The sequence below is a fragment of the Ruegeria sp. C6 genome, from assembly GCF_056537625.1.
In genome coordinates, this window is the sequence record NZ_JBQFRW010000003.1 from 159,256 (window position 1) to 183,729 (window position 24,474).

A 24,474-nucleotide genomic window follows, 5' to 3' on the forward strand; every position below is an offset into this window, starting at 1 on the left:
GCGCCCCTGCCCTGCCTGTGCGATATCCCGCGCGTGTAACAGTGATATAGGGCCGCCCGACATGATCCTCTACCCCGCCATCGATCTGAAAGACGGCAACGCCGTGCGCCTGCTGCGTGGTGAAATGGATAAGGCGACGGTCTTTAACGAAGACCCTGCTGCGCAGGCCCGCGCCTTTGTCGAGGCTGGTTGCGAGTGGCTGCATCTGGTTGATCTGAATGGTGCTTTTGCCGGGGAGCCTGTTAATGCGGCACCCGTTGAGGCAATTCTGAAAGCCTGTGATGTGCCCGCTCAGCTGGGTGGTGGTATCCGGGACATGGCCACAATCGAGACCTGGATCGAAAAAGGTCTGGCGCGGGTGATTCTGGGCACCGTTGCAGTCGAAAACCCAGATCTGGTGCGCGAAGCTGCCAAAGCCTTCCCGGGCAAGGTAGCCGTCGGTATAGATGCCCGAAACGGCATGGTTGCCACCAAGGGCTGGGCCGAAGAGACCGACGTACAGGTCACCGATCTGGCGCACAGTTTCGAGGACGCGGGCGTGGCAGCGATCATCTATACAGACATTAACCGCGACGGTGCGATGCAGGGTCCGAATATCGAAGCCACGGCGGCGCTCGCGCAGGCGGTTTCGATTCCGGTGATTGCCTCGGGCGGCGTCAGCTCACTGGACGACCTGATCGCCCTGCGCGATTGTGGCGTCGAGTTGAACGGCGCGATCTCTGGCCGCGCGCTATATGATGGCGCGATTGACCTGAAAGAGGCCATTCGCGCCCTGAACTGAGTTATTGAGCAGCGGCGGCGGTCAGTTTCGCCAAAGCGCCGCGCATCTTTTCGATGACGGGGGATTTCTCTACTTCGTCGAGCTCGTCCATCGTCTCTTTCGGATCTTCATAAGCCAGCCAGACCTGTCCATTTGCGTCTTCGTAGGCCTGCACCTTAAGCGGCAAGAACAGCCCCGCGCGCGGGTCGATCTGCATGGCGGGAGTGCCCAGAGCCGGGTTGCCGAAAATCAGCACCTGATTGGCCGGGATCGGCGTTCCGACCTTTTCCGCCCCCGCCGCGTGATCCACGCGGGCAAACACGGTGGCGCCCGCATTACCCACGGCGGCTTCCAGCGCGTCCAGCGCCTCGGCCACGGATTTGTTGGTTTCCACTTTGATGATGTCGTCAGCCATGGCGGACAGGGCGCCTCCGAATGTGAGAATTGAAGCCAAAAGAAGTTGTCGCATCTGCGTAATCCTTTTCATAAATTTCACCCCTAATTTCCATGGCTTCGCGACAGATCACAATCACAAGTCTGGCATCGGCGGGGCTTTGCCGGTACAGGTGCCCCAAGCAAAGGAAAGCCCATGCTGAAAACCCGCATCATTCCCTGTTTGGATGTCGCCGATGGCCGTGTGGTCAAAGGTGTGAATTTCGTTGGCCTGCGCGATGCTGGTGACCCCGTGGAATCGGCCAAGGCATACGACGCCGCCGGAGCGGATGAGATCTGCTTTCTGGACATCCATGCGACGCATGAGAACCGCGGCACGATGTTCGATGTGGTCCAACGCACGGCAGAGCAGTGCTTTGTGCCTCTGACTGTAGGTGGTGGCGTGCGCACCAAAGATGACGTGCGGGCCCTGTTGCTGGCGGGGGCTGATAAGGTCAGCTTTAACTCGGCCGCCGTCGCGAATCCGGATGTGATTGCCGAGGCTGCGGACCAGTTCGGCAGCCAGTGCATTGTCTGCGCCATTGACGCCAAGACCGTCAGCCCCGGCAAGTGGGAGATATTTACTCATGGCGGGCGCAAACCAACAGGCATTGACGCGGTTGAATTTGCTAAAACCGTTGTTGCCAAGGGCGCGGGGGAAATCCTGCTGACCTCAATGGACCGTGATGGTACCAAGGCCGGGTTCAACCTGCCCCTGACCCGAACGATCAGTGACGCGGTGGAAGTGCCGGTCATCGCGAGCGGCGGCGTGGGCAATCTGGATCATCTGGTCGAAGGTGTGACCAAAGGTGGCGCCAGCGCGGTACTTGCCGCCTCGATCTTCCATTTCGGCGAATACACCATCCACGAGGCCAAGGAGCATATGGCCGCCGCTGGCATTCCGATGAGGCTGACATGAGCATTCTGCACGATCTTGCCGCCACGATTGAGGCGCGCAAGGGTACTGATCCTGACAGCAGCTGGACCGCCAAGCTGTTGGCCAAAGGTCCCGAGAAATGTGCCGAGAAATTCGGCGAAGAAGCCATTGAAGCAATCATCGAAGCCGCCAAAGGGGACAGGGGAAAACTGACCTCCGAGGCGGCTGATGTGCTTTATCACCTGCTAGTGATGCTGGCCGCGCGCGATGTTGCGCTGGATGATGTGCTGGGCGAACTGGCCCGTCGACAGGGCACCAGCGGCATCACGGAAAAGGCATCCCGACCAAAAGACTAAGCGGGTTTCGTGCGATGACCCGGCCCGCTATACTGCGGCTTCGGGTGCATTGAGGCAAAGGACGCGCAGATGATCAGAGCTTTGGTGTTCGCGGCAGCGCTTGCCACCCTCGCCGCCTGTGCCACCCCTCCCCCGTCTTCCGGAGATGAGGTCCAGCGGCTGGCGGCTGAAATCCAAAGCCTCGGCCCCGATATCGACCCGGAAGAGGCCACCCGCGCCGCCCGCATCGCCTATGCCTATACCGCGCAACTGGCGCAGGAATACGAGATCACCGACCCTCCGCTTATCCACAACGCCAAGGTCAACAAGGGTCTGCGTCCGCGTGGTCTGTGCTGGCACTGGGCTGAAGATATTGAGCGGCGACTGGATCAGGAGCAGTTCCGCACTCTGGAAATGCACCGCGCCATCGCCAACGCGGATAACCCGTTCCGCATCGACCACAGCACTGCCATTATCAGCCGCAAGGGAGAGAGCATGTACGAAGGCGTTGTCTTGGATCCCTGGCGCTATGGCGGAGTGCTATTCTGGTCGCCCCTGGTTGAGGACACCCGTTACGAGTGGGTTCCACGCGAAGTGGTTCTGGAAAAGCGGCGACAGGAACAAGCATCCAGCCCGTGAGGCTGAGCTTCTGCGGGCAGTGATCGAAGCGCCATAGCGACCCGACGAAAGCGTTACCCGTCGCGCCCCGGCTCGTTTGGATTGCTGGAAAATAGCGCGATTTTGTTGCCCTGAGGATCGCGCAGATAGCCGACATAGAAATTCGGACCATACGAGGCGCGAAAGCCCGGCTGGCCTTCGTCAGACCCGCCTGCGGCAAGCGCAGCGGCGTGAAGGTCGCGAACCTGCTGTTGGGTGCGCGCCTCAAACGCCACCATGGCCCCGTTGCCAGCCGAAGCCGCGCCTCCATCAAAGGGTGATTTTACATAGAACTCGGGCTGAACCGGGGATTGCCCCGGCGGCACTGGCAGCACATAGCTCAAGTCTCCGTGATACCGCTCCAACGCATAACCAAGGGCGGGCAGGAACGCCGAATAAAACCGCTCAGCACGCGTGATATCGTCAACACCAACGGTCACATAAGCAATCATTCCGCATGGTCCTGTCTTATTGGTTTGCTGAATGGGTATAGGCCAATTGGACCTCCCCCTCAACAAATGCACCATTTCTGTTCAATTCAGGCCGGGACGTAGACACAAACGTCAGGGCCGTCACAGCTTGGACGAAATCACTCCAGTCGCAAACCCACCCATACGCAGTTCGCCAAACAGGCGCTGATATTCGATCTTGGGGCAGCGGTTCATGACTACGTCGATATCGCGGGCCTGCGCCTTAGCAGCGGCCTCGGCATGTTCAACTCCGATCTGCATCCAGATGGTGCGCAAGTCGGGAAACGCATCCAGCGCCTCGTCGACAATGGGCGGCACAGCGTCGGAGCGGCGAAAGATGTCAACCATATCGACGGGCTCGGGAATGTCGGACAGCGAAGCCTGCACCGTCTGGCCAAACAGCATCTTGCCTGCATGGCCCGGATTGACCGGTATCACCCGATATCCCTTGAGCGACAGATAACGCGCCACGTAATAGCTGGGCCGCACCGGGTTCATAGAAACCCCAACCACCGCAACCACTTTGGTGCGCCTAAGGATTTGGGTCAGAACATCGTCGGAGTAGTCATTCATGAGCACACCATAAGCAAGCGCATGCAAAGAAAAAAGCGCCCAGGAAACTCCTGAGCGCCAGTTGTTGGAACGAGGGACAGTGAAATGACCCGCGGCAGTTCCATTCCGCGGTCACTGTGACATTTAAGCATGAGTTTTCTAAAAAAAAGAGGTCGCGCGCATTTTTGTGATGACACATCACAAAAGGCGGAATGCCGCCGAATGAAACCGTGCGCATTTCCTTCGGCGATCATGGTCAGAACGGCTCGTTACATAAGCCGCGCGCCGATCTTAAGCCAAGAGCAATAGGCTTTATTGGTAAAGAACCGCAGGCCAATGCCCCTCGGCCTCGCGGATGTAATTGGTGACATCGCGTTCCCAGATACGTTCGATCGCTTCCGAGTGGGTCAGATATAACCGCCCATCCACAATCTGCCATGCCATGGGATCGGTACTGCTTAGCAGACCTTTCGCCATCGCATAGGCGCAGTAACCACCAAACTGCGGGGCATAGGCGCGCGGATTGCGTTCAAATCGATCGCGATTTTCCTCTGACGCAAACCGCCAAATCGCACCCTTCCACATCAGCGCTATGTCGGGCTGACCCAACTCTGGTGCTCCAGCCTTGAAATAAGAAACCGCATCATAGCCTGAGACCGCCATCCCATCGTCCACGTAGAACATCGGCATTTCCTGCGCACCGACGACAGAGGCAAACGGGGTACAAAAGAGACTGATCAAGAAGGAACGTCGAGACAACATAGGTGATTCACTGGATTGCGGTTAGAGGGCTTCAAGATGCATATTTCAAACCGTATCTGAAACCCCCATGACGCCGATGTGAACTGGCGTGCGGTTGTTAATCGAAAACGTCTTCGATCACGTCCCAGGCTTCGTCCAACACCTTTGAGAACAGGCCCCGCTTTTTCTTCTTTTTGTATTTTTTGTGCTTCTGTGCCGGCTGGTAACTTTTGATCGGCCGATCTGCCAGTTTGGCTTTCGGCACCATCTTGAGATTATGCAGGGGTGCGCCGCAGCTTGCGCAACTCAGCTCGTGCTGTTGCTTTCCCCGAAGAACCAATGCGGCACGGGTTCCGCAATAGCAGCAGGTGGCAATTTTATGTGGAGTGGATATGGGGGCCTCCTGTCATCTGGGTTTGGATGCATATAGTGCGATAGCCGCGGCATTTGAGACGTTTAGAGAACCAAATCCCCCCGCCGCGTCAATTTTTACCAAATGATCGACGGTTTCCTTGGTTTTCTGACGCAACCCGGGCCCCTCAGCCCCCAGCACCAGCGCCACCGGGCGATCACGCTTGTCGCCCAGCGTGGCTTCTATCGTCTGTTCGGCCTCACCATCCAGACCCAGGACTAAATACCCCATGTTCTGCAGCTCGATGATCGTATCGGCCAAATTGCGCACGCGTAGATAGGGTTGTCGTTCCAACGCGCCGCTGGCAGTTTTTGCCAAAGCGCCGGTCTCGGGCGCTGAATGGTGGCGGGTGCCAATGACGGCGCTGGCGCCCAGCACTTCTGCCGAGCGTAGAATCGCCCCAACGTTGTGTGGGTCTGTCACCCGGTCCAGCAGCAGCACACGTGGGTTTTCCTGCCCAATACAATTCTCGGCAAGCCCACCCCATTCCAGCGGCTTGACCTCAAGTGCCGCGCCCTGATGAACCGATCCCGGATCAATCGGTGCGGTGAATTTTCGCGGATCAACCATCTCGGGTACAATCTCCGCAAATTCAATAGCTTCCAGCAGTTTGTCGCGGGCATTGCGCGTCACAATCAGGCGCAGCTTCTGCCGTTTCGGGTTCATCAGCGCGTCGCGCACGGCGTGTAGACCGAACAGCCAGACGGTTTCTGCCGCAGCCGCTTTGCGCGCCTGTTCCTTCACAACGACCCACTTTGGTTTCTTCATGATACGGGCCTCCGGGCCGGGAATTCGGTTTCCTGCGTCAAAGCGGTATTTTCCTGTTGACGCCCTTTAGACGCGCTAGTAATCACGCCTCCACGTCAGGTGCAACGCCTGACAGTGGGCGACAGGCCGCAAGGTGTGGCAGGGGACTGTAACTCCCTCGCGGAGACGCACGCCTGGTTCGATTCCAGGGTCGCCCACCACTTACTCACCGAAAAAATTGAGCCATTCGTTCGGGCCGATATCTGGGTGATAGCAACGTTCGATGTCAACTTCCATGGTCCCGGCGCTATTGCGATACAGGTCCAAATGACAGCGACATCTCTTCGTTGTTGTCAAAGCGGTATGGCGCAACCAAGGTTTTCACCTGTGCTGGGTCGACGTCCTTCGGGGCATTTCGAGCCGATTCCCAAACCCGAAGAGCAGCATTTGGCGCGCGCGGGTCCCGATCGCTGTAAACAGGATGATCGGGCGCAAAATAGGCCATGTTTCCGGAAATCCAATTGTCAGCAACAATTGCATTTTCGGGCGCTGTTTGCGCAATTATCTCAGAGGTCAAAGTAGCGAAAGGGGCCGCGCGTTTGGCATCCCCTGCCAGATTGTGATGCAGCATCGCCAGTCCAATAAACACCGCCAGAACGGCGCTGACCTGGGCAAATCGCCTTACGCCTTTACGACCTGCACTCGGTAACAACCACAAACACAGCACGGGGCCGGCATAAATCAATATCGGTTGCAGCCAGCGATCCTTTACGTTGGTGCTTCCGCTCACAAGCACAACAGCCGCCATAAGTAACAACGCCCAGACCAGAGTACGCGTCATCAATCGCCTCAGATCATCGCCTTTGGCGGCCACCCCTTGTCTGAGGTAGACCAACCAGAGAACACCCAGGACGATTAGCAAGAGCGATACAAACCCAGCCGACGCCAAGGCCAACTCAACCAAGCCTTGCAGCGCGATCAATGTGGTTGGGCCATCGCTGCTCATGTCCAACTTGCGCGCGCTTGCAAATGCGTGTTCGGGATTGTTCAGAACCCATAGCATCGGTGGTGTGACAAGCAATGCGGCGACACCCAACGAAAGCAGCAGTCGAGGCGACCAGAGAGGCTTGCGCGTCTCAGATGCACTGAAAGCCGCCAGCAACATGGCCAGCAGTGCGATCGCATAGTTGTATTTTGACAAACTTCCCATTGCCACGACTACGCCCAGCAAGACGAATCCCCAAGTCGTCGGTTTGCGAATTAGCCCCCAAATCACCGCGAAGGTCAGAACCGAGCAGAGATTGGCCAGAACGGTATGCGTCAGCGCGCGTTGCGCCTCCCAACTAAACTGATAGAGCATCAGAAGTGACAGGACCGACAGCCCTGCCCACAGTGGCGCATGACGGGTTCGTATGGTCAGGTACAGCGCGACAACCGTCGCCAGCAGCATCCCGTTCTTCAGCAGTGACAGCCCTAATATGCCGGGACCGGTTATCTGAAAGATGCCCCATTGCAGCCAGGCATAAAGTGGCAGTTGCGGGCCGTAGCCCCATTCCAGGCGGCGCGCATCAAGAAGTATCTCAGCCTCATCCAGACCAAGCGCGCCGCCGGTTGCAACTCGCAATACGACATGAAGCAGAAAGTAAGCCGTGACTATGCTTAACCAGAAGCGATCTGTCGACATCAACCCATCGAGACGGGATTGCTTCGCTGCCGGGTCATCGACCCCGCAAGCGGCTTCCAGAGATCGCTCATCTGAGACGCACTGATCTTCGATCATGGATAAGCCCATTTCGTCGGCACTCGCCCAGGATATCTGGCCGCCGGATTGCAACTTTGACCGAAGCTAGACCCGATGTGTGGGCTCAAGTCCACCATTTTTGCGGCAGTTGGGCGCGTGAAACAATGCGCGCAGCTCAGCAGATGGATGCCTGGGCTTCAGCCGCCAGATGCCGCGGCGGGTTGAACGTCAGTTTGGGATATTTTGTCAAACCACTCAGTCAGGCTGCTGACATCGGGGCCAAGCGCCTCGGCTATGCCGCCGGCGAATTCCTGAAACTTTTCAATATTCAACTGATTGACGCCCACCAAGACGGGAATTTCACGCTCTAGTGCGTCGGCGACAATAGGGCGAAAGCCCCGCCCGTCCGCCTCGTGCTTTCCGAACTTGTTGATGATCAGCAATTGAGGGCCATCCTCAAGCGACCGCGTCACGAGGCCGACGGCCCGTTCCAATTCAGCCGGATCCAGACGGCAACCCCGAGCGTTCTTGCCAAGAGATTGTGAGATGCGAATGGTTTCCCCGGTCGGCATGACTTTCAGATCCATATCGCATTTATATCCGTCGGCACATTCGGTGTTGGTCTGCACAACCCCGGCAATCGGTGTTCCGGCCTGCACAAGACCATCCGCAAATTCGCTAAGCAGGCGATCGGTTGCGCCGCGATCGGTTGTCGTAACATAGGCCAGATGCATTTTTGGACCTCAAAGTTCAATTGGTGACGTTTCAGATAGCACGCGTCGGCTTGTCCGACCACCTTCATCCATCAAGGCAGTGGAGAAAGCCCGATCACCGATGCGTGCAGGTGGAGGAGAACCGCGTAAGAAGCCAAAGCAGTCAACCAGACCCAAAGGCTGGGCCAAGGGCGAGGCGCGCGGATTGACAGGCGCGCGGTATTGCGGGAAAAGCGTACCCATTCCGTCCCCAAATTGCGCGCGGTGCGGTGATCAATGAGCGCCATGCCCATCACCGCAAAGCCAGCAAACAAGCCGAACAAGATGACATGAGACAGGCTTCCATTGGCCAACAGATGTGCCAAAGCCCATAGCATCAACGCCACAAGTATCGGATGACGCGTCGTGCGCAGGATTCCAGGGTTTTCGGGATCGAACGGACGGTGCCCCAGCCCTCCGAATGAGAACGGGTTCCGGATCGACAGGCCCGCAATGGCCAACCAGCAGACTATAGGCATGACCAGCAAAGGCACCCAGCGAAAGATTGGAAGCGGCGGGATCACTTCGACATAGGGTGCATTTGCGGCGGCGATGATCAACCAGGCCAAAACTGCTAGCGAAATCATTGAATAGCTGGCGAAATATGCGCGCTTTCCCATCGTACCGATCAGCCAGCCGCGCACTGCGGGGCGCGCTGGAATCATGTGGCTAAGAAGGAATGTGGCAAGTGCTGCGAGGAAGAGGCCCCAACCAGTCATTGTAATCTCCGAACGTGTTGCGCCCGGTTTAGGCCGTGACAGCGCGCTGGTCTTTGTCCGAAATCAAGTGAGGGCAAAGGGGCGGTTACCCGCCCCTGTCCTGTTTTATAGGCCCAGTGCCTTTCGGCGTTCCTCGGCAAAACCCTGCACCATACGATCAGCGATCAGTGCTAAAATTGCCATGGCGGCACCGGCCGAGATGCCAAGCCCCACATCCGCCTGCCCCAGCGCCAGATAAATCGACTGGCCCAGACCGGTTGTTCCGATCAGTGCCGCAATCACCAGCATGGCGAAGGCATAGAGGATGGTCTGGTTCAGCCCCAGTAGGATGGTCGGTGCGGCATAGGGCGCGCGGACGTCGCGCATGATCTGCCACTCGGTCGCGCCGCTGGAGATTGCGGCTTCCATCATTTCCTCGGGTGTGTTGACCAGCCCGTGTCGCGTGTAGCGGATCATCGGGACGATGGCGTAGGCGCAGATCGCCAGGAAGGCCGAGAACTCACCGATCTGAAACACCATCAGAACCGGGATCAGGAACACAAACAGTGGGATCGTCTGCAGCATATCACAGATCGGGCGAACCACTTTCCAGACCGGCCCCCAAACTGCGCTGGCAAGACCGATCAGCCCTCCGACTACTGCGCAGGAAAACACTGCGGCACCGCTGAGGTAGAGCGACAGGAGTGCCCGCTCCCACAGGCCTGAAACGAGGATGGTACACAGCAGCCCAACCGACAGCGCCGCAAGACGCCAGCCACCCGCGACCCAACCCAGCGCAGCCGCGCCCGTCAGGACAAACGGCCAAGGCAGGTTTGATATGCCGGTTTCCAGCATTCCGATCAGGATAAGAACGATCAGTCCACCGGTCAGATGCCCGCGCCATGCCATCAGCAGAGCGATAGCCGCACCAGCGGCGAACAGACCCCAGCTCATGCTCGGGGTCCACTGGAACCCCCAGGTGAACGGTAGTACAGCCTGGTCCAGACCGATCCGCAAGGGCAACAACACATAGAACAGAGAGTTGTTCTTGAGTGCGTCCAGCCAAGGCCCGTTAGCCTGCGTAAATGAGGTCAGGCCGGTATCAATCGCCTCGGCCATCGGGTCCAGAACTGTAAGGTCAGACGGGTTCGGCAACCGGGACCAGAAGGTAGCGGTAAATAGCACTGCAAAGCCCAGCATCGCCCAGACAACGCGGCTGTCATATCGCTTGCGCTCGGTCGCCAAAGTGCCGCTCATCCTGTCGATGATCACTGCGAAGACAACGATGACCAGACCGGCCATGAGGGATTCACCGAACTGCGCCTTGCGCATGGTCAAAAGGACTTCCCAGCCGATGTCGTTGAAGCCGCCGATGACCGCGGCGATGATCACCATCGACAGGGCGGCCATCAGGCATTGGTTCACACCAACCATGATCTGAGTCGTGGCAGCAGGAATTTCGACCTGAAAGAGCTGCTGCCAGCGCGTCCCGCCGGACATGATCGCAGCTTCTTTGATTTCGGGCTCTACCCGTTCCAGCCCCAGCATAACGTTGCGAGCCATAGGTGGCGCGGCGTAGATGGCCGAAGCGATCAGGCCGACCACCGGACCGAAGCCAAACAGAAGCAGCAGCGGCGTCAGATAGGCAAAGGTCGGCACCGTTTGCATGATGTCCAGTACTGCCTGAACAAAGGCCTTCACACGTGGCACTTCATTGGCAAGAATACCGATAGCCCCGCCCATAATCAGCGCCACGGGGACAGATACGGCGACAAGGGCCAGCGTATTCATGCTCTCGGCCCAATAGCCTGAAGCCAGAACGAAGCTGAGGCCAAAGAACCCCAGCGCCGCCATCGGCAGACCGCCCAGATACCAACCCAGCGCAGTGACGACCCCAATCAAGATCGGCCAAGGCGTGCTGCCAAGCACGTAGTTTGCAGCATTCATCGGATAAGTCATCAGGTCCGAAAACAACCGCATCGCCGGTTTAATGCCATTCAGAAACCAGTCGAGAAACGCACCAACCCATTGCGTTGCAGGCAGTTCCCATTCTTTGGGCCATGTGACCAGCCATGGGGCGACGCCTTCCAGCGCAAGGCAAACCGCGCCAACGACAAGGGTAATCAGCGCGGCCTGCGTCCCAGCCGTCAGGCGGGCCTGCCGCGCGGGGATATCCGTCACAGCGGTCATGCTTCATCCACCTGCAGGGCTGCGGCGAGATCGGACGGATGAACCGTACCGACAATATTGCCGTCTGCATCGCGGACAGGAACGGGTTCATACAGCTCCATGCAATGTGCGAGCGCCGCGTCGAGCGTCATGGATGTGGTCAAGCCCGGATCATCCGGCCCACGATCAGCATCATCACGCATCACCGAAGCAACCTTGGCATGCTGGCCTTTGGCCACGTCCTTAGAAAATTCGCGCACGTAGTCGTCTACCGGACGCAGCACGATATCCGTCGGCGTGCCGATCTGAACGATCTTGCCATCGCGCATGATGGCGATGCGGTCGGCCAGTTTCAGCGCCTCTTGAATGTCGTGAGTGATAAAGACGATGGATTTCTTCAACGTCGCCTGGATGCGTAGGAATTCATCTTGCAGTTGGCGACGGATCAAAGGATCAAGGGCCGAGAACGGCTCGTCCAGAAACCAGATATCGGGATTCACCGCAAGGCTGCGCGCGATCCCTACGCGTTGGCGTTGGCCGCCTGAAAGCTGCCGGGGAAAGCTATCTTCGCGCCCTTCCAGGCCGACCAGCGAGATTACTTCCTGCGCACGTGCCAAACGTTCCTTTTTACCGACGCCTTGCACACGCAGCGGATAAGCCACGTTTTCAGCCACAGTCATATGAGGGAACAGGCCAAAATGCTGGAAAACCATGCCCAGCTTCTTGCGCCTTAGTTCAGTCAGGGTCTTCTTCGATGCACCGATGACATTCTCGCCATCCACACGGATCTCGCCGCCCGTACCGGGCAGAAGTTGCGAAATGCAACGAATCAGCGTCGATTTGCCCGAGCCGGACAAACCCATGATGACAAAAAGCTCGCCTTCTTTGACCTCGAAATTGGCATCCTGAACAGCAGGGATAAACCCCAGTTCGCGCAAATCGGCGGCGGCTTTGTCAGCGTCACTCCCTGACCGAGACAGCGCGTCGGTCAGAGCTTTGTCGGCACCTTGGCCAAACACCTGCCAGAGATTCTGGCAGGCGATGGCTGGCGTATTCGCTTCAGTCACTTAAGCGGACTCACTGCGTTGCCGCGTCAACGACGGGGCGCCATTTGTCTTCATTCTCGGCCATCCATGCCGCGACGACTTCTTCGACCGCGCCACCATCTACGTCGATCGCCCCCATCATCGGCTGCTGGTCTTCGACCGAAAGCTGATAGTTAGTCAGGATTTCATAGGCAGCGGGCCACTTGTCTGCCATGCCGCTCCAACCGGCCTTGAAGATACGTGACGGCGAGAAATCGCAATCATTCACTGCGTTGGGGTTCGGGCCCCAAGACGGATCGTTAAAGCACGCCTCTTCGCCTGCAGGCAGTTCGACAAACTGTACGTCATAGGCCGACATCGCCCAATGTGGCTGCCAGAAGGTGATCAGCAACGGCGACTTGCGCTCGGTCGAGGCGCGCAATTCGGCGATCAAAGCGCCCTCGGAACCCGCGGGGACCGCTTTGAACGGCAATTCAAGACCGGTCATACGATCCGCGCCGGGCGTACCCCAATCCGCTGGGTAATCGACCAGACGGCCACCGGGCAGAGTTTCAGCCGTAGCAAAAACTTGCGCACACTCTTTCAGCGCTTCCCACGCAGGCAGGCCCGGGCACAGCTCCGCCACATGTGCCGGGTAGGCAATGCCTTCCTTGGCATCAAGCCCCAGATCGCCGATTTCAACAACGGTGCCTTCGTCGATCTTCTTGGCATATTCGTCGGACACGTTGGACGACCAGATTTCCAATGTCGCGTCAATGTCCCCATCGGCCAACGCCTGGAACTGATTCATCATCCCGGCGGTCACGTATTCTACGTTATAACCGGCGGCCTTCAGCATCTCACCTGCCACATGGGTGGTCACATGTTGACCGGTCCATTCGTTGATCGCCAGCTTGATCGGTTCATCGACCGCGCCCATATCTGCGGCATGGGCCACCCCGGCCACTGCGATAGCCAAAAAGCTTACGCTTAGCTTTTTCATAACAACAACTCCCTGTTTTTTACGTTTGCCCCATGGCGATATCGAGCCCGCCCAGGATCATTTGTGGTCACAGCACATTTCGCAACATGCACAAGTTTAGCCGAAAAAGGAAAGGGAACAGTTGTTCCGGGTCCGACGCGCTTCATCTAGCGTTAAACCACGACCCGTCCCTGCTGCTCCACTCGGCAATACACACACTTAACACCGTCAGTTCGGAACCGTCAAAGATATTGATTGACTAGTCAATATAAAACACGCGCTTCATCTCAAGATCTGATTTGCCTTGTCAAATCTTCTTAATAAGGCAGCATCAGGATAAGGGAGGGTCTGGGAGATGCGTCACTTTGAAAAGATCTACCAGATATCGGCTGATCGCCACGGCGGCCCCGCCGAACTGGAAAGCAAGCTAAGCAAGCCTAAACCAATCGCCGAATTGGTGGCGATGTCAGATGATCGCTGGTTATCGCTTATTACGAAAACCGTGTTCCAGGCAGGGTTTAACTGGAAAGTGATCGAATCGAAGTGGGACGGATTCGAAACGGCATTTGACGGCTTCGACATTGGACGCTGCGCATTCATGGATGACGAGAAATTCGACGCACTGCTGCAGGACACCCGCATTGTCCGCAACGGAACTAAGATTGCCACAGTGCGCGACAATGCCGCGTTTCTGCTGGAACTCCGCGCGGAAGGTGGCGTCGGGCAAATTCTGGGCGGGTGGCCATCACAGGATTATGTCGGCTTGCTACAGATGCTCGCCAAGCGCGGATCGCGGCTTGGCGGTGCTTCGGCGCAGTATGCTATGCGATTTGCCGGTCGGGACAGCTTTATTCTGTCCCAAGATGTAACAGCCCGTCTGATCGCTGAGGGTGTTATCGACAAACCTGCAACCTCCAAAAAAGCAATGGCCGCTGTGCAGGCCGCGTTCAATATATGGATGGAACAATCCGGGCGATCGCTGACGGAAATCAGCCGGGTTCTGGCGATGAGCCTTTGAAACGACTTGCAGCGCCGAGCTGCCGCATTAGGCTTAATGCCATGATCCGCCCCCTGTTGATTTCATTGCTGTTTCTATGTGTAGCCTGTGGTCGACCTCTAACCGATCACGAGCGCGCATTTGTCAGTAAAATCCACGGAGACACATTGAATCTGGATCGTGTGCGATTGGTAGAGGGTGCCCCCGTCGCAGCGGTTACATTTAACCGCAAAGCCCGCCCTCGGGTTGCCTGCCGCGAACGGATCTTACCACCTGTCAAAGAGGAAACCGTGACCGGCAAACCCGCGGGCGTTGCGTTGTTCAACCATGTATACTTCACGAAAGACTGGTATCTGGACGACTACATGAGCCAGTACCCCGATCAGGTGAACCTGATCGGGGCAATGTTGCTTGCGCATGAATTAACCCATGTCTGGCAGTGGCAAAATCGCAAGACAACTGGTTATCACCCGTTCCGCGCTGCGGCAGAGCATGGCCGGAAGGACGATCCTTACCTGTTCGACCTTGATACTTCGCCCGATTTTCTGGCCTATGGTTACGAACAGCAGGGCGCCATCGTCGAGGAATATGTTTGCTGCCGGGCGCTCGACCCCGACGCACCTCGAACCAAGCGTCTGCACGATATGCTAAGCGCCCAATTCGAAGTCTCGAAATTGCCCGGTAACAGGCGCGAAAGCTCCGTCCTGATACCCTGGGCGGGCGCAGAGATTAATGGCATCTGTCGCTGAGCTTTTTAGTTCACTTGCAGGGTCTTCAGGTAAGCCACTAGATCCACGATTGGCTTGCTGGTCAGGATTGGCTGCCCTTCCGGCGATTTGATCGCGGTGTCGTTACCTTCGAAATAGGGGCCATAAACCGGCATCGGGCTGCCATGGCTGACCAACGGTTCGCGCCCGTCAATCCGCGCCACGACGCGCGCTGTCGGAAATACACCATTTGCATCGGCCAGCGTTCTCAGGTTTGTTGGCTGGATCACCAGCACCCCGGCCATTGGCCCATGCCCCGTTGCATCCAGCCCATGACAGGTAGCGCAATAGTGCTGATACAGCTCGGCCCCGGTCTCCACGTCCTGAGCTGAAGAGGCCTGTGATATCATGGTAAGTACAGTCAGCGCGCCCGCGCCAAGTATTGATCGGATCATCACTTTTCTCCCTCCTGCCTGGCAAATCGAGACTTGCCGGGAGTTCACGCTGACGCAATGATCCAGATCAACGAAATAGGCGCAGGGACAAAAGGCAATGACACAATACGCAGCCATCATGCTGGCCGCCGGAATCGGCGTTCCCATCCTCGCCGCTCTGAATGCAGCCTTGGGCAGGTTGATCGGCTCACCCAATGCGGCCGCCGTCATTCTGTTTGCGATCGCCTTTGTTGCCTCGGCGCTGGCGCTGTTGGTACTCGGTGGATCCGATGCCTTTGCCAAACTCACCCAAGCCCCCAAACATCTGCTGCTGGGCGGCGTATTAATCGCCTTCTATGTGCTTTCAATCACCCATGTGGCCCCACATTTTGGCGTGGGCAATGCGGTGTTCTTCGTCCTGCTGGGCCAGTTGATCAGCACAGCTGCGATTGACCATTTCGGTCTGTTCGGCGCTCAGGTTACGCCGCTGACATTCATGCGGGCAGGAGGCATTGCAGTAATGGCAATCGGGGTCGCCATCACTCAGCTGGCCTGAGCACGCCCCCCTCCAGCCGCAACATCCGGTCCATCCGCGCCGCCAGATCAAGGTTATGCGTCGCGATCAGCGCCGAAAGCCCCTCATCCCGCACCAGCGCCATAAGGGCCGCGAACACCTGATCCGAGGTATCGGGGTCCAGATTGCCGGTCGGCTCATCCGCCAGCAGCACACGTGGCTGATTTGCCAGCGCCCGGCAGAAGGCCACGCGCTGTTGCTCTCCGCCCGACAAGGCTGCTGGCCGGTGATCTGCGCGCGGAGCGACGCCAACGCGGTCAAGCAACTGCATTGCTCGGGCCTGCGCTGCTTTCTCGGAAGCACCGTTTGCCAGTTGCGGCAACACGATATTCTCCAGCGCTGTGAACTCGGGCAGCAAGTGGTGGAACTGATAGACAAAGCCCACATCGCGCCGACGGATCGCTGTGCGCGTGCGATCCCCTTTGCCCGTCGCGCCCTGCCCTGCGACCTCGACCTCGCCGGTATCCGGCGTATCCAGCAGGCCCGCGATATGCAGCAGAGTCGACTTGCCCGCCCCGGATGGCGCAACTAGTGCCACGGCTTCACCCGCGCTCAGCTCCAGATCGGCACCGCGCAGCACCTGCACCTCACCGGGGGTGCCTTTCAGATAGGTCTTGGTCAGACCGCTGAGCCTTAACGTCACATCATTCATAGCGCAGCGCCTCAACCGGGTTCAGCCGCGCCGCGCGACGGGCCGGGAAATAGGTGACAAGGAAAGACAGGCCAAGTGACAGACCCACCGCTTTCAAGACGTCAGACAGGTGCAGCTCGGCAGGCAAGGCGTAGATACCGCGGATGGACGGGTCCCAGACGCCGCCGCCCATGACGTAGTTCACGAATGAAAAAATCGGGTCGATATAGATGGCGAAGAGGCAGCCCAGAATGACTCCCATGGCAGTTCCGATGATGCCCGTAAAAGCCCCGCAAATGAAAAACACCCGCAGCACTGATCCTTCGCTGAGCCCGATGGTCCGCAGAATACCGATATCGCGCCCTTTGTTCTTCACCAGCATGATCAGTCCCGACACGATGTTCATTGCTGCGATCAGCACGAGGATCGACAGGATGATGAACATCACATTGTCTTCGACCTCCAGCGCCCGCAGGAATCCTCCAGAGGCATCCTGCCAAGTCCATATCTGGCTGCGCTCACCTGCGGCCTCAAGTATCGGAATCAGGATCGGGGTCAGCTCTTCGGGGCGCTCGACCATCACTTCGATCTCGTCCGCCACGCCTTCACGGTTGAAGAAGCTTTGCGCCTCGGCAAACGGCATGTAGACGCGCGTGCGGTCGATGTCATAGCGCCCGGCAGAAAAGACATAGACCACCTCATAAGCGTTCACGCGGGGAGATGTGCCAAATGCGGTTTTGACACCGTTGGGCGAGGTCAGTTTGACCCGATCCCCCACCGTCGCCCCGATGGCCCGCGCCACGCCCGAGCCGATGGCGATGCCGTCCGGGAACCGGGACAGGTCACCATAGGCCTCTTCGCTTTCTGCAATACCGGGCAACTCGGCCAGATCGTCGGGACGAATGCCAAAGACCTGCACGCCTGAACTGCGGTCCGCATTGGTGATCAGCACCTGCCCTTTGATAAGCGGTGCTGCCCGTTCGACCCCCGGCACCTGCGCGATCCGCTCGGCCATTTCATCGAATTCCGTGATGGTGCGGTCTAGCCGCCCCTGCGCATCGATTTCTCCGGCGGAATACACCGTGACATGTGCGTTGGCCCCAAGAATAGTGCCCACGAATTCTGACCGGAATCCGGACCGAACAGCCAGCGTCGCGATCAGAGCGAACACAGCGAGCGTAATCCCGATCAGCGAGATCCAGGTCATCACGCTAACGCCCCCTTCGGCCCTACGGGCACGGAGGTATCGCCAGGCGATTTTCCATTCGAAAGGGGCAAAGGGCGGGGGAGATTTGGCCATTTCTGCCTCGGGTTCAGATTTTTCGCGACCCTTTCGACATTTCGCCGGATGGTCAAGCCAGTTATCGTGCGGACACCGGTTCGGCGTTACTGCGCCCGATAAAGGGGCGAAAAGAACAGTTTGAAACGAATCATTTGCCCCAAGCGCCAAATCATCACCGGCAACGCGAGAAATCACTGGCCGCAAATTATACCAATGGTTGTGAACCCCTTCACAGACAAGGGCTTATTGTTTCAGTTATGAAGTCAATGTGAGATATCAGCACCCGACTGAGTCACAATCGCAACATTCAGGTGCGAAATATTGTTTCACAAATTGATTAGTGTGAGAAACTTTGTCACCCTACTTGTGTGGGGGACACATTTTAAGAGTTTAAGGGCGGAGGCACGCTCATGGGTATTCAAGAACATATGGAAGGCACGGGCCCGATTACTGCCCGTTCAGCAGCAACAGAACTGGATTGCGAAAGCGCCGCATTGTTGCGGGCAGCGATCAGGCCAGTTTTCACAAGCGCAGCAAGCTGGGCCGGTTTGGCCGACATACTGCGGGACAAAGGCTATCGCCTTGCTTTCCGGCAGGGGCGGCTGTGCATCACGGATCGCGCCACTGACGAACGCGTCTGTGGATTGCGGTTTCTGGGCTTCGAACTGGCGGAACTTGTACGCCGCTTTGGTCGCCCGATCGTGGTCGCACGCGGCAGCGAAGCGGACGGCGATTTCCTGACCGCACGTCCGACCTCAGCTTCCTGAGCCAAACCGCCGAAGGTTGCACCGCCTTGTTCAGGCGATGCCCTCATAGATTTCTGCGATCTTGGTGACGGCCGCTTCGGGGCTGAGTTCCTCACTTTCGCCGGTACGGCGGCTGGTGAGTTCGACCACACCGTTCTTCAGACCACGCGGGCCCACTGTGATGCGCCACGGCAGACCGATCAGATCCATGGTGGCAAACTTGCCCCCTGCCCGTTCATTCCGATCATCATAAAGCGGCTCAAGCCCCAACGCAGTCAACGCGCTGTAGAGTTTATCGCACGCCGCGTCCGCCTCTTCATCACCTTGCTTCAAGTTCACAATGCCGCAATGGAATGGAGTCACGCCTTCGGGCCAAATGATGCCCTTATCGTCATGGCTGGCTTCGATGATCGCACCGATCAGGCGGCTAACGCCGATGCCGTGGCTGCCCATATGCACCGGAACCGGCTTGCCATCGGGGCCTTGCACAGTCGCTCCAAGAGCTTCGGAATACTGGGTGCCAAAATAAAAGATCTGCCCCACTTCGATACCACGCGCCACGCGGCGGCGGTTTTCGGGGATTTGGTCAAACAGGGCTTCGTCGTGGGTTTCGTCCGTGCGGGCGTATTTAGAAGTGAACTCTTCGAGGATCGCCTGACACTGTTCGCGGTTATCATAGTCGATCTCACGATCGCCGAAGGTCAGATCGGTGACCGCGCTGTCATAAAAGACCTCGGATTCGCCAGTATCGGCCAGTACGAGGAACTCATGCGTGTAGTCACCGCCGATAGGTCCAGAATCAGCGCGCATCGGGATGGCTTGCAGACCCATCCGCTCATAAGTACGCAGATAGCTGACCAAGTGGCGGTTATAGGCGTGCAGCGCGTCTTCTTTGGTCAGATCGAAATTGTATCCGTCCTTCATGTAGAACTCGCGCCCCCGCATCACGCCGAAACGTGGGCGGATTTCATCGCGGAACTTCCACTGAATCTGATAGAGCGTCAGCGGCAGGTCTTTGTAGCTGCTCACGTGGCCGCGGAAGATGTCGGTCACCAGTTCCTCGGCAGTCGGCGTGTACAGCATATCGCGACCGTGGCGGTCCTGCATGCGCAGCATTTCCTGGCCATAATCGTCATAACGACCGGATTCGCGCCAAAGGTCGGCTGATTGCAGAATCGGCATCTGGATCGCGATGTGTCCAGCCCTCGCCTGCTCTTCATGCACAATGTTCTCCAGCTTGCGCAGAACTTTGAAGCCCAATGGCAACCAAGAATAAATCCCGGCGGCGGCCTGTTTGATCATCCCGGCACGCAGCATCAGCCGGTGGCTGACGATCTGAGCCTCCGAGGGGTTTTCCTTGAGAACGGGCAGAAAGTAACGGCTGAGGCGCATAACGTAACCTTACGGGTGAGAATTTCGCTGCAAGGTGATTATTCCAAAGCCTAGCCGGGGGCAATCGCACATCGGTGTTTTGCGACCCATGCGCAGTCGGTTTTTTGATTGACCGCAACGCCGGGGTTTTCAATGTTGGCGCAAACGTTCAACCGCGAGGCAGCAATGCAAACAATCACCGAACCCGCCCGCCAGATCCCCGTTGTTCACCAGACCGACGTATTGGTTGTCGGCTCGGGCCCCGCTGGATTGTCAGCAGCGCTGGCTGCCGCACGCGCTGGGGCCGAAGTTTCCTTGATGGATAGATTCGGTTGCATGGGTGGGAATATTACGGCAGTCGGCGTCGAAGGCTTTGCCTGGTATCGCCACGAACAAACTGTCGAGGCCGGAGGCATCGGCATGGAGTTCGAAACCCGCGCCAAAGAGATGGGTGCAGCAGTGCCTGAAAGCCAATCGCTCAGCTACGAACTGGACAGCGAGGGCTTCAAGCTGGTGGCCGACAAGCTGGTTGAAGAGGCTGGCGTCCATCCGATGTTGCACCGGCAATTCGTCGCCCCGATCATGGAGGGGGATCGCATCACTGGGGTGATTACCGAATCCAAAGCGGGGCGTGAGGCGATCTTGGCCAAGGTTGTCATCGACGCCACAGGGGATGCAGATGTAGCGCATCGCGCGGGCGCCCCGACGCACAAGACGCCACGCGAGGACATGATGGCGGCCTCAGTGATGTTCCATCTGGCCGGTGTCGACAAACGGGCCTTTATTGAAGGTGTCAAAGCCGACCCGCAGACCTACAAAGACTGGGGTGGCGGAGGCGAATGGAATATCGAAACCTCGGGCAAAGAGGACGACATGTTCTCGCCCTTCGTCAAGAAACCCTTCCAGCAGGCGATTGATGAGGGCCTGATACCGGCTCATTTGAACACGATCGCGGGGACCTGGGGGGCGATGCACGATACCGGAGAACTGACCTATATGAACCTGATTCATATGGACCAGATCGATGGAACCGACCCCGAAAGCCTGACCTTTGGTGAAATCGAAGGCCGCCGACAGGCGATGCTGGCCATTGATGCCCTCCGCCGTTTCATGCCGGGTTGCGAAAACGCACGTCTACGCAATTTCGGAATGACCATCGGCATTCGGGATACGCGCAAGATCGATGCCGTCTACAACATGACCGAAACCGATGCCCGACATCAGGGCCGGTTCGAAGATTCCATCGGTATCTACCCTGAATTCATCGATGGCTACGGCATTCTGATCTTGCCGACCACGGGGCGATATATGCAGATTCCGTATCGCTCGATGCTGCCCAAAGGGATCAAGGGCCTGTTGGTTGCGGGACGGTCCCATGGCGCGGATCGGGTCGCTCACGCCGCGACGCGCAACATGTCCTGCTGCGCGGTGATGGGTCAGGGCGCAGGGATCGCGGCGGCCTTATCGCTGAAAAGCAATCAGGAGCTCGACAGTATGAACCTTGCTCCTGTGCATCAGGAACTGGAACGGCAAGGCGTGAGAATTACCTAATGGAGCATATTCCAACCATAGATATCAGCCCGCTGACTGATCCTTCTGGTCCGCTGTATCAAGCAACGGTCGCGCAGATCATGGATGCCTGCACCAGCATCGGGTTTCTATCGATCACAGGGACAGGCATCGCGCCTGAGCACATCGAGCAGGTGCGCGAGTGTGTCAGTGCGATCTTTGATATCGACGAGGCCCGAAAATGGGATCAGGCCATCACCCGCGAAAACTATCGTGGGTACATTCCGATGGGGTTCTTCACGCCCAATGACGGCTCGGGCGCGGCGGATAAGTACGAAGGGTACAAGCTGCATTTCGAAGCAGCCGAAGATGCGCCGATCCGGGTTGAATGCGCACTTTACGGCCCGAATATCTGGCCCCGAGAAGTGCCCCAGGCCCGCGCGGTAATACTGGATTACTGGCTACAGCTTGATGGCGTGACAGATCTTTTGCTGGGTGCATTGGAAGTGGGGTTAAAAATCCCGCCCAACACACTACGCGACGCCTTCCGCGACCCGATGACCAACATGACCCTGCTACACTATCCGCCACAATCCCCGGATGAGCTTGGCTATGGAATTCATCCGCATAAGGACACCGACGCGCTGACAATAATCGCTCCCGATCCGGTCGGAGGACTTGAGGTGCAGACCCGCACCGGCGGCTGGATCACACCGGACTGCCCGCCCGGCGGCTTCGTGGTCAATATCGGCGACATGCTGGAACTGTGGTCGGGCGGGCGGTTGAAATCGACCCCGCATCGCGTGGTTAATCGATCCGGGCGTGAACGCTATTCCTTCCCTTATTTCGCCGTTCCGCGCCACGATGTGGTGGTTGCGCCACTGCTGCCTGCCCTGCCCGGCTTTGATCGCCCGAAGGTACATTGCGGACACTGGTCGGCGGAAATCTGGCGCACCAACTGGCCTGATGAAATGGCCACAGGTGAGACACCGGAACTGGGTACTCTGACAGACTAGGGTATAAAAACCGCGCGCCATGAACCGCTTGCATCGCCGGGCGTCATGGGCCAAGAACACGGCAATGCTGTGCAAACGAGGGATTGCGCCATGGCCTTGCCGGTGAAGGATCAGCTTAGATACTGGGGCATTGCCGCCGCTGTTTTCGTGCTGCTTTTGTACCTGTTGGGCGATGTCTTGCTGCCCTTTGTGATCGGTGGTGCGATTGCATATTTCCTTGATCCCGTTGCGGACCGCCTGGAAACACTCGGCCTTTCGCGCATGGCTGCGACCGGGATCATTACCGTTGTCGGCGTGTTTGGTTTTGTTTTGATGATTCTTATGGTTGTGCCCGCGTTGATCACACAGCTACTGGATCTGATTGATGTTTTGCCAAGCCTTTTTAAAGAACTGCGCGCCTTTATTGAGAAACAATTCCCGGCTTTGCTCGATCGCGAATCAAATACCCACCAGATGCTGGTGTCATTTGGCGAGACGCTGAAATCAAAAACCGGCGATGTGCTGCAAACCGTTCTGGCCTCATTGGGTTCAGCAATAAATGTCGTCGTCCTGCTGGTTATCGTACCGGTTGTCGCGGTTTATCTGCTGATGGATTGGGATCGCATGATCACCCGGATCGGAGAGCTCTTGCCGCGTGATCACGCCCCCACGATCAAACGACTTGCTGGTGAAATCGACGCCGTTCTTGCCTCATTCGTGCGTGGAATGGGTACCGTCTGCCTGATCCTCGGCACCTACTATGCTGTCGCATTGATGCTGGTCGGTCTGCAATTCGGCCTGATCGTCGGCTTCATTGCAGGACTGGTAACCTTCATCCCCTATTTGGGCGCCCTGATCGGAGGCACCCTGGCCATAGGCCTGGCCCTGTTTCAGTTCTGGGGGGATTGGGCACATATCGGTTTGGTCGCCGGTATTTTTGCTATCGGACAGGTGACCGAGGGCAACTTCCTGACGCCCAAACTCGTCGGTAGTTCGGTGGGCCTGCACCCGGTCTGGCTGCTGCTGGCCTTGTCGGTCTTCGGCGCGCTGTTCGGCTTTGTTGGAATGCTGATCGCAGTACCTGTAGCGGCTGCCTTGGGCGTGCTGGCACGGTTTGCGACCGAGCAGTATCTGCACAGCCGCCTATATACCGGGCTTGAAGGGCTCAATCAGGAAGACGAATAAATGGCCATGCAGCTCAGCTTTGATCTGCCGTCCAAGACTGCCTTGGGCCGCGAAGACTTTTTCGTCTCGCCTGCTAATGCGCTAGCTGTTGCGATGATCTCTGCCACCTCATGGCCTGGCAACAAACTGGTGCTGAGCGGCCCTGCAGGATCGGGCAAGACCCATCTGGCGCATGTCTGGGCCGGCGAGACCGGCGGTCGAATCGTACAAGCCGCCGCGCTTCGATATGACGACGTGCCGGACCTGGCGCGCGGTCCGGTGGCGGTCGAAGATGTGCCAGTAATCGCGGCGGACGTCGAGCAGCAGAAAACTCTGTTCCATTTGCACAATCTGGTTCTGGCCGAGGGCCACGCCTTGCTGATGACCGGGCGCACGACGCCGAAACTGTGGCATCTGCCGCTGGCCGATCTGCAAAGCCGGGCCGAAGGTGCGCATCATGTGTCGCTTGAAGGACCGGACGATGCGTTGCTGGGCGCAGTGCTGGCGAAGCTATTCACCGACCGGCAGCTCAATCCGGGGCCTGATGTCATAGCCTATCTGGTCAAGCACATGAATCGCAGCTTTGAAACCGCCGCCCGCGTCGTCGAACAGCTGGACGAAATTGCGCTGACCGAAAAACGCGACATCACCCGTGCGCTGGCGGTGCGTCTATTGAACACAGAAGCCGAACAATCGGATGCCTGCAATTGACCG

At 57.9% G+C, this 24,474-nt stretch carries 28 protein-coding genes and 1 tRNA gene; 13 read left to right on the forward strand and 16 right to left on the reverse strand.

Annotation, left to right across the window (positions count from 1 at the left end; translation table 11 throughout):
* Positions 1-61 precede the first annotated feature (61 nt).
* Positions 62-781 (forward strand): 1-(5-phosphoribosyl)-5-[(5-phosphoribosylamino)methylideneamino]imidazole-4-carboxamide isomerase, encoded by a 720-nt coding sequence (gene hisA / locus ACR0MJ_RS12295; RefSeq protein ID WP_170401433.1) that lies wholly within the window; start codon positions 62-64, stop codon positions 779-781.
* A 1-nt stretch (position 782) separates the two neighbouring features.
* On the opposite strand, the gene ACR0MJ_RS12300 is transcribed toward hisA, so the two are convergent.
* Complete coding sequence (locus ACR0MJ_RS12300) at positions 783-1,229, reverse strand: DUF302 domain-containing protein (RefSeq protein WP_480439179.1); 447 nt, start codon at positions 1,227-1,229, stop codon at positions 783-785.
* Positions 1,230-1,349: 120 nt separating this feature from the next.
* Between ACR0MJ_RS12300 and hisF the strand changes: the two genes are divergently transcribed.
* The 3 genes from hisF to ACR0MJ_RS12315 all read left to right on the forward strand — a co-directional run bounded on the left by hisF (position 1,350) and on the right by ACR0MJ_RS12315 (position 3,043).
* Entirely contained in the window at positions 1,350-2,111 is a 762-nt protein-coding gene (gene hisF / locus ACR0MJ_RS12305; protein WP_480761172.1) for an imidazole glycerol phosphate synthase subunit HisF, read from the forward strand.
* Complete coding sequence (locus tag ACR0MJ_RS12310; protein WP_170732926.1) at positions 2,108-2,425, forward strand: phosphoribosyl-ATP diphosphatase; 318 nt, start codon at positions 2,108-2,110, stop codon at positions 2,423-2,425. The genes hisF and ACR0MJ_RS12310 overlap by 4 nt, the downstream gene beginning before the upstream one ends.
* A gap of 69 nt (positions 2,426-2,494) precedes the next feature.
* Positions 2,495-3,043, forward strand: a complete 549-nt coding sequence (locus ACR0MJ_RS12315; protein WP_170401442.1) for a hypothetical protein — start codon at positions 2,495-2,497, stop codon at positions 3,041-3,043.
* 53 nt (positions 3,044-3,096) lie between these two features.
* On the opposite strand, the gene ACR0MJ_RS12320 is transcribed toward ACR0MJ_RS12315, so the two are convergent.
* From ACR0MJ_RS12320 to rlmB, 5 genes are all read right to left on the reverse strand, one after another.
* The gene (locus ACR0MJ_RS12320) at positions 3,097-3,513 is read right to left on the reverse strand and encodes a VOC family protein (protein ID WP_480761176.1); all 417 of its coding nucleotides are present in this window, start codon (positions 3,511-3,513) and stop codon (positions 3,097-3,099) included.
* A gap of 120 nt (positions 3,514-3,633) precedes the next feature.
* Complete coding sequence (locus ACR0MJ_RS12325) at positions 3,634-4,104, reverse strand: CoA-binding protein (protein ID WP_170401448.1); 471 nt, start codon at positions 4,102-4,104, stop codon at positions 3,634-3,636.
* A 291-nt stretch (positions 4,105-4,395) separates the two neighbouring features.
* On the reverse strand, positions 4,396-4,767 hold the full coding sequence (locus ACR0MJ_RS12330) for a YHS domain-containing (seleno)protein (RefSeq protein ID WP_255611718.1): 372 nt from the start codon (positions 4,765-4,767) through the stop codon (positions 4,396-4,398).
* 175 nt (positions 4,768-4,942) lie between these two features.
* Positions 4,943-5,218: a hypothetical protein gene (locus ACR0MJ_RS12335; protein WP_255612144.1), complete on the reverse strand. Its 276-nt coding sequence runs from the start codon at positions 5,216-5,218 to the stop codon at positions 4,943-4,945.
* A gap of 12 nt (positions 5,219-5,230) precedes the next feature.
* The gene (gene rlmB, locus ACR0MJ_RS12340; protein ID WP_170732930.1) at positions 5,231-6,004 is read right to left on the reverse strand and encodes a 23S rRNA (guanosine(2251)-2'-O)-methyltransferase RlmB; all 774 of its coding nucleotides are present in this window, start codon (positions 6,002-6,004) and stop codon (positions 5,231-5,233) included.
* 116 nt (positions 6,005-6,120) lie between these two features.
* On the opposite strand from rlmB, the gene ACR0MJ_RS12345 reads away from it, so the two are divergent.
* Positions 6,121-6,204, forward strand: a tRNA-Tyr gene (locus ACR0MJ_RS12345).
* 86 nt (positions 6,205-6,290) lie between these two features.
* On the opposite strand, the gene ACR0MJ_RS12350 is transcribed toward ACR0MJ_RS12345, so the two are convergent.
* From ACR0MJ_RS12350 to ACR0MJ_RS12375, 6 genes are all read right to left on the reverse strand, one after another.
* Positions 6,291-7,763 (reverse strand): ArnT family glycosyltransferase, encoded by a 1,473-nt coding sequence (locus ACR0MJ_RS12350; protein ID WP_480761179.1) that lies wholly within the window; start codon positions 7,761-7,763, stop codon positions 6,291-6,293.
* 158 nt (positions 7,764-7,921) lie between these two features.
* Complete coding sequence (locus ACR0MJ_RS12355) at positions 7,922-8,458, reverse strand: DUF2478 domain-containing protein (protein ID WP_480706739.1); 537 nt, start codon at positions 8,456-8,458, stop codon at positions 7,922-7,924.
* Positions 8,459-8,529: 71 nt separating this feature from the next.
* Complete coding sequence (locus ACR0MJ_RS12360; RefSeq protein ID WP_480761181.1) at positions 8,530-9,195, reverse strand: NnrU family protein; 666 nt, start codon at positions 9,193-9,195, stop codon at positions 8,530-8,532.
* Positions 9,196-9,300: 105 nt separating this feature from the next.
* Entirely contained in the window at positions 9,301-11,364 is a 2,064-nt protein-coding gene (locus ACR0MJ_RS12365) for an ABC transporter permease (RefSeq protein ID WP_480761182.1), read from the reverse strand.
* Entirely contained in the window at positions 11,361-12,410 is a 1,050-nt protein-coding gene (locus ACR0MJ_RS12370) for a betaine/proline/choline family ABC transporter ATP-binding protein (RefSeq protein WP_170512340.1), read from the reverse strand. The genes ACR0MJ_RS12365 and ACR0MJ_RS12370 overlap by 4 nt, the downstream gene beginning before the upstream one ends.
* A gap of 10 nt (positions 12,411-12,420) precedes the next feature.
* Positions 12,421-13,371 carry an ABC transporter substrate-binding protein gene (locus ACR0MJ_RS12375; protein WP_480761183.1) on the reverse strand — a complete coding sequence of 317 codons (951 nt, stop codon included), beginning with the start codon at positions 13,369-13,371 and terminating at the stop codon, positions 12,421-12,423.
* Positions 13,372-13,705: 334 nt separating this feature from the next.
* Here ACR0MJ_RS12375 and ACR0MJ_RS12380 point away from each other — a divergent pair, with 334 nt between their 5' ends.
* Both ACR0MJ_RS12380 and ACR0MJ_RS12385 read left to right on the forward strand, forming a co-directional pair.
* On the forward strand, positions 13,706-14,368 hold the full coding sequence (locus ACR0MJ_RS12380; protein WP_170732935.1) for a DNA-3-methyladenine glycosylase I: 663 nt from the start codon (positions 13,706-13,708) through the stop codon (positions 14,366-14,368).
* A gap of 41 nt (positions 14,369-14,409) precedes the next feature.
* Entirely contained in the window at positions 14,410-15,096 is a 687-nt protein-coding gene (locus tag ACR0MJ_RS12385) for a hypothetical protein (RefSeq protein ID WP_480761184.1), read from the forward strand.
* Between the two features lie 5 nt (positions 15,097-15,101).
* Here the strand turns inward: ACR0MJ_RS12385 and ACR0MJ_RS12390 are convergent, their stop codons facing one another.
* Positions 15,102-15,509 (reverse strand): c-type cytochrome, encoded by a 408-nt coding sequence (locus ACR0MJ_RS12390; RefSeq protein ID WP_480761186.1) that lies wholly within the window; start codon positions 15,507-15,509, stop codon positions 15,102-15,104.
* Between the two features lie 97 nt (positions 15,510-15,606).
* Here ACR0MJ_RS12390 and ACR0MJ_RS12395 point away from each other — a divergent pair, with 97 nt between their 5' ends.
* On the forward strand, positions 15,607-16,044 hold the full coding sequence (locus ACR0MJ_RS12395) for a DMT family transporter (protein ID WP_170647984.1): 438 nt from the start codon (positions 15,607-15,609) through the stop codon (positions 16,042-16,044).
* Here the strand turns inward: ACR0MJ_RS12395 and ACR0MJ_RS12400 are convergent.
* Both ACR0MJ_RS12400 and ACR0MJ_RS12405 read right to left on the reverse strand, forming a co-directional pair.
* Positions 16,028-16,714, reverse strand: coding sequence for an ABC transporter ATP-binding protein (locus ACR0MJ_RS12400; protein WP_480761187.1), 687 nt, complete (start codon positions 16,712-16,714; stop codon positions 16,028-16,030). The genes ACR0MJ_RS12395 and ACR0MJ_RS12400 overlap by 17 nt on opposite strands.
* Positions 16,707-17,993, reverse strand: coding sequence for a lipoprotein-releasing ABC transporter permease subunit (locus ACR0MJ_RS12405; protein WP_480761188.1), 1,287 nt, complete (start codon positions 17,991-17,993; stop codon positions 16,707-16,709). Before ACR0MJ_RS12405 ends, ACR0MJ_RS12400 begins: the two co-directional genes overlap by 8 nt.
* A 392-nt stretch (positions 17,994-18,385) precedes the next feature.
* Between ACR0MJ_RS12405 and ACR0MJ_RS12410 the strand changes: the two genes are divergently transcribed.
* Positions 18,386-18,742, forward strand: a complete 357-nt coding sequence (locus ACR0MJ_RS12410) for a hypothetical protein (protein ID WP_170401488.1) — start codon at positions 18,386-18,388, stop codon at positions 18,740-18,742.
* A 30-nt stretch (positions 18,743-18,772) separates the two neighbouring features.
* Here ACR0MJ_RS12410 and proS read toward each other — a convergent pair whose 3' ends face one another.
* Complete coding sequence (gene proS / locus ACR0MJ_RS12415; protein ID WP_170465087.1) at positions 18,773-20,113, reverse strand: proline--tRNA ligase; 1,341 nt, start codon at positions 20,111-20,113, stop codon at positions 18,773-18,775.
* Between the two features lie 132 nt (positions 20,114-20,245).
* Between proS and ACR0MJ_RS12420 the strand changes: the two genes are divergently transcribed.
* The 4 genes from ACR0MJ_RS12420 to ACR0MJ_RS12435 all read left to right on the forward strand — a co-directional run bounded on the left by ACR0MJ_RS12420 (position 20,246) and on the right by ACR0MJ_RS12435 (position 24,471).
* Positions 20,246-21,643 (forward strand): FAD-dependent oxidoreductase, encoded by a 1,398-nt coding sequence (locus ACR0MJ_RS12420; RefSeq protein ID WP_480761189.1) that lies wholly within the window; start codon positions 20,246-20,248, stop codon positions 21,641-21,643.
* Entirely contained in the window at positions 21,643-22,617 is a 975-nt protein-coding gene (locus ACR0MJ_RS12425; RefSeq protein ID WP_480761190.1) for an isopenicillin N synthase family dioxygenase, read from the forward strand. Before ACR0MJ_RS12420 ends, ACR0MJ_RS12425 begins: the two co-directional genes overlap by 1 nt.
* A 90-nt stretch (positions 22,618-22,707) precedes the next feature.
* Complete coding sequence (locus tag ACR0MJ_RS12430; RefSeq protein ID WP_170392915.1) at positions 22,708-23,781, forward strand: AI-2E family transporter; 1,074 nt, start codon at positions 22,708-22,710, stop codon at positions 23,779-23,781.
* The gene (locus tag ACR0MJ_RS12435) at positions 23,782-24,471 is read left to right on the forward strand and encodes an HdaA/DnaA family protein (RefSeq protein ID WP_170392125.1); all 690 of its coding nucleotides are present in this window, start codon (positions 23,782-23,784) and stop codon (positions 24,469-24,471) included.
* The last annotated feature ends 3 nt before the right edge of the window (positions 24,472-24,474 follow it).

Coding starts and splice junctions, on each gene's coding strand:
- proS (WP_170465087.1), bottom strand. CDS start 20,113: ATGCGCCTCAGCCGTTACTTTCTGCCCGTTCTCAAGGAAAACCCCTCG.
- ACR0MJ_RS12400 (WP_480761187.1), bottom strand. CDS start 16,714: ATGAATGATGTGACGTTAAGGCTCAGCGGTCTGACCAAGACCTATCTG.
- hisF (WP_480761172.1), top strand. CDS start 1,350: ATGCTGAAAACCCGCATCATTCCCTGTTTGGATGTCGCCGATGGCCGT.
- ACR0MJ_RS12300 (WP_480439179.1), bottom strand. CDS start 1,229: ATGCGACAACTTCTTTTGGCTTCAATTCTCACATTCGGAGGCGCCCTG.
- ACR0MJ_RS12395 (WP_170647984.1), top strand. CDS start 15,607: ATGACACAATACGCAGCCATCATGCTGGCCGCCGGAATCGGCGTTCCC.
- ACR0MJ_RS12410 (WP_170401488.1), top strand. CDS start 18,386: ATGGGTATTCAAGAACATATGGAAGGCACGGGCCCGATTACTGCCCGT.
- ACR0MJ_RS12355 (WP_480706739.1), bottom strand. CDS start 8,458: ATGCATCTGGCCTATGTTACGACAACCGATCGCGGCGCAACCGATCGC.
- ACR0MJ_RS12365 (WP_480761182.1), bottom strand. CDS start 11,364: ATGACCGCTGTGACGGATATCCCCGCGCGGCAGGCCCGCCTGACGGCT.
- ACR0MJ_RS12425 (WP_480761190.1), top strand. CDS start 21,643: ATGGAGCATATTCCAACCATAGATATCAGCCCGCTGACTGATCCTTCT.
- ACR0MJ_RS12420 (WP_480761189.1), top strand. CDS start 20,246: ATGTTGGCGCAAACGTTCAACCGCGAGGCAGCAATGCAAACAATCACC.
- ACR0MJ_RS12315 (WP_170401442.1), top strand. CDS start 2,495: ATGATCAGAGCTTTGGTGTTCGCGGCAGCGCTTGCCACCCTCGCCGCC.
- ACR0MJ_RS12330 (WP_255611718.1), bottom strand. CDS start 4,767: ATGTTCTACGTGGACGATGGGATGGCGGTCTCAGGCTATGATGCGGTT.
- hisA (WP_170401433.1), top strand. CDS start 62: ATGATCCTCTACCCCGCCATCGATCTGAAAGACGGCAACGCCGTGCGC.
- ACR0MJ_RS12435 (WP_170392125.1), top strand. CDS start 23,782: ATGGCCATGCAGCTCAGCTTTGATCTGCCGTCCAAGACTGCCTTGGGC.
- ACR0MJ_RS12375 (WP_480761183.1), bottom strand. CDS start 13,371: ATGAAAAAGCTAAGCGTAAGCTTTTTGGCTATCGCAGTGGCCGGGGTG.
- ACR0MJ_RS12320 (WP_480761176.1), bottom strand. CDS start 3,513: ATGATTGCTTATGTGACCGTTGGTGTTGACGATATCACGCGTGCTGAG.
- rlmB (WP_170732930.1), bottom strand. CDS start 6,004: ATGAAGAAACCAAAGTGGGTCGTTGTGAAGGAACAGGCGCGCAAAGCG.
- ACR0MJ_RS12350 (WP_480761179.1), bottom strand. CDS start 7,763: ATGATCGAAGATCAGTGCGTCTCAGATGAGCGATCTCTGGAAGCCGCT.
- ACR0MJ_RS12385 (WP_480761184.1), top strand. CDS start 14,410: ATGATCCGCCCCCTGTTGATTTCATTGCTGTTTCTATGTGTAGCCTGT.
- ACR0MJ_RS12405 (WP_480761188.1), bottom strand. CDS start 17,993: ATGGCCAAATCTCCCCCGCCCTTTGCCCCTTTCGAATGGAAAATCGCC.
- ACR0MJ_RS12380 (WP_170732935.1), top strand. CDS start 13,706: ATGCGTCACTTTGAAAAGATCTACCAGATATCGGCTGATCGCCACGGC.
- ACR0MJ_RS12325 (WP_170401448.1), bottom strand. CDS start 4,104: ATGAATGACTACTCCGACGATGTTCTGACCCAAATCCTTAGGCGCACC.
- ACR0MJ_RS12430 (WP_170392915.1), top strand. CDS start 22,708: ATGGCCTTGCCGGTGAAGGATCAGCTTAGATACTGGGGCATTGCCGCC.
- ACR0MJ_RS12310 (WP_170732926.1), top strand. CDS start 2,108: ATGAGCATTCTGCACGATCTTGCCGCCACGATTGAGGCGCGCAAGGGT.
- ACR0MJ_RS12360 (WP_480761181.1), bottom strand. CDS start 9,195: ATGACTGGTTGGGGCCTCTTCCTCGCAGCACTTGCCACATTCCTTCTT.
- ACR0MJ_RS12390 (WP_480761186.1), bottom strand. CDS start 15,509: ATGATCCGATCAATACTTGGCGCGGGCGCGCTGACTGTACTTACCATG.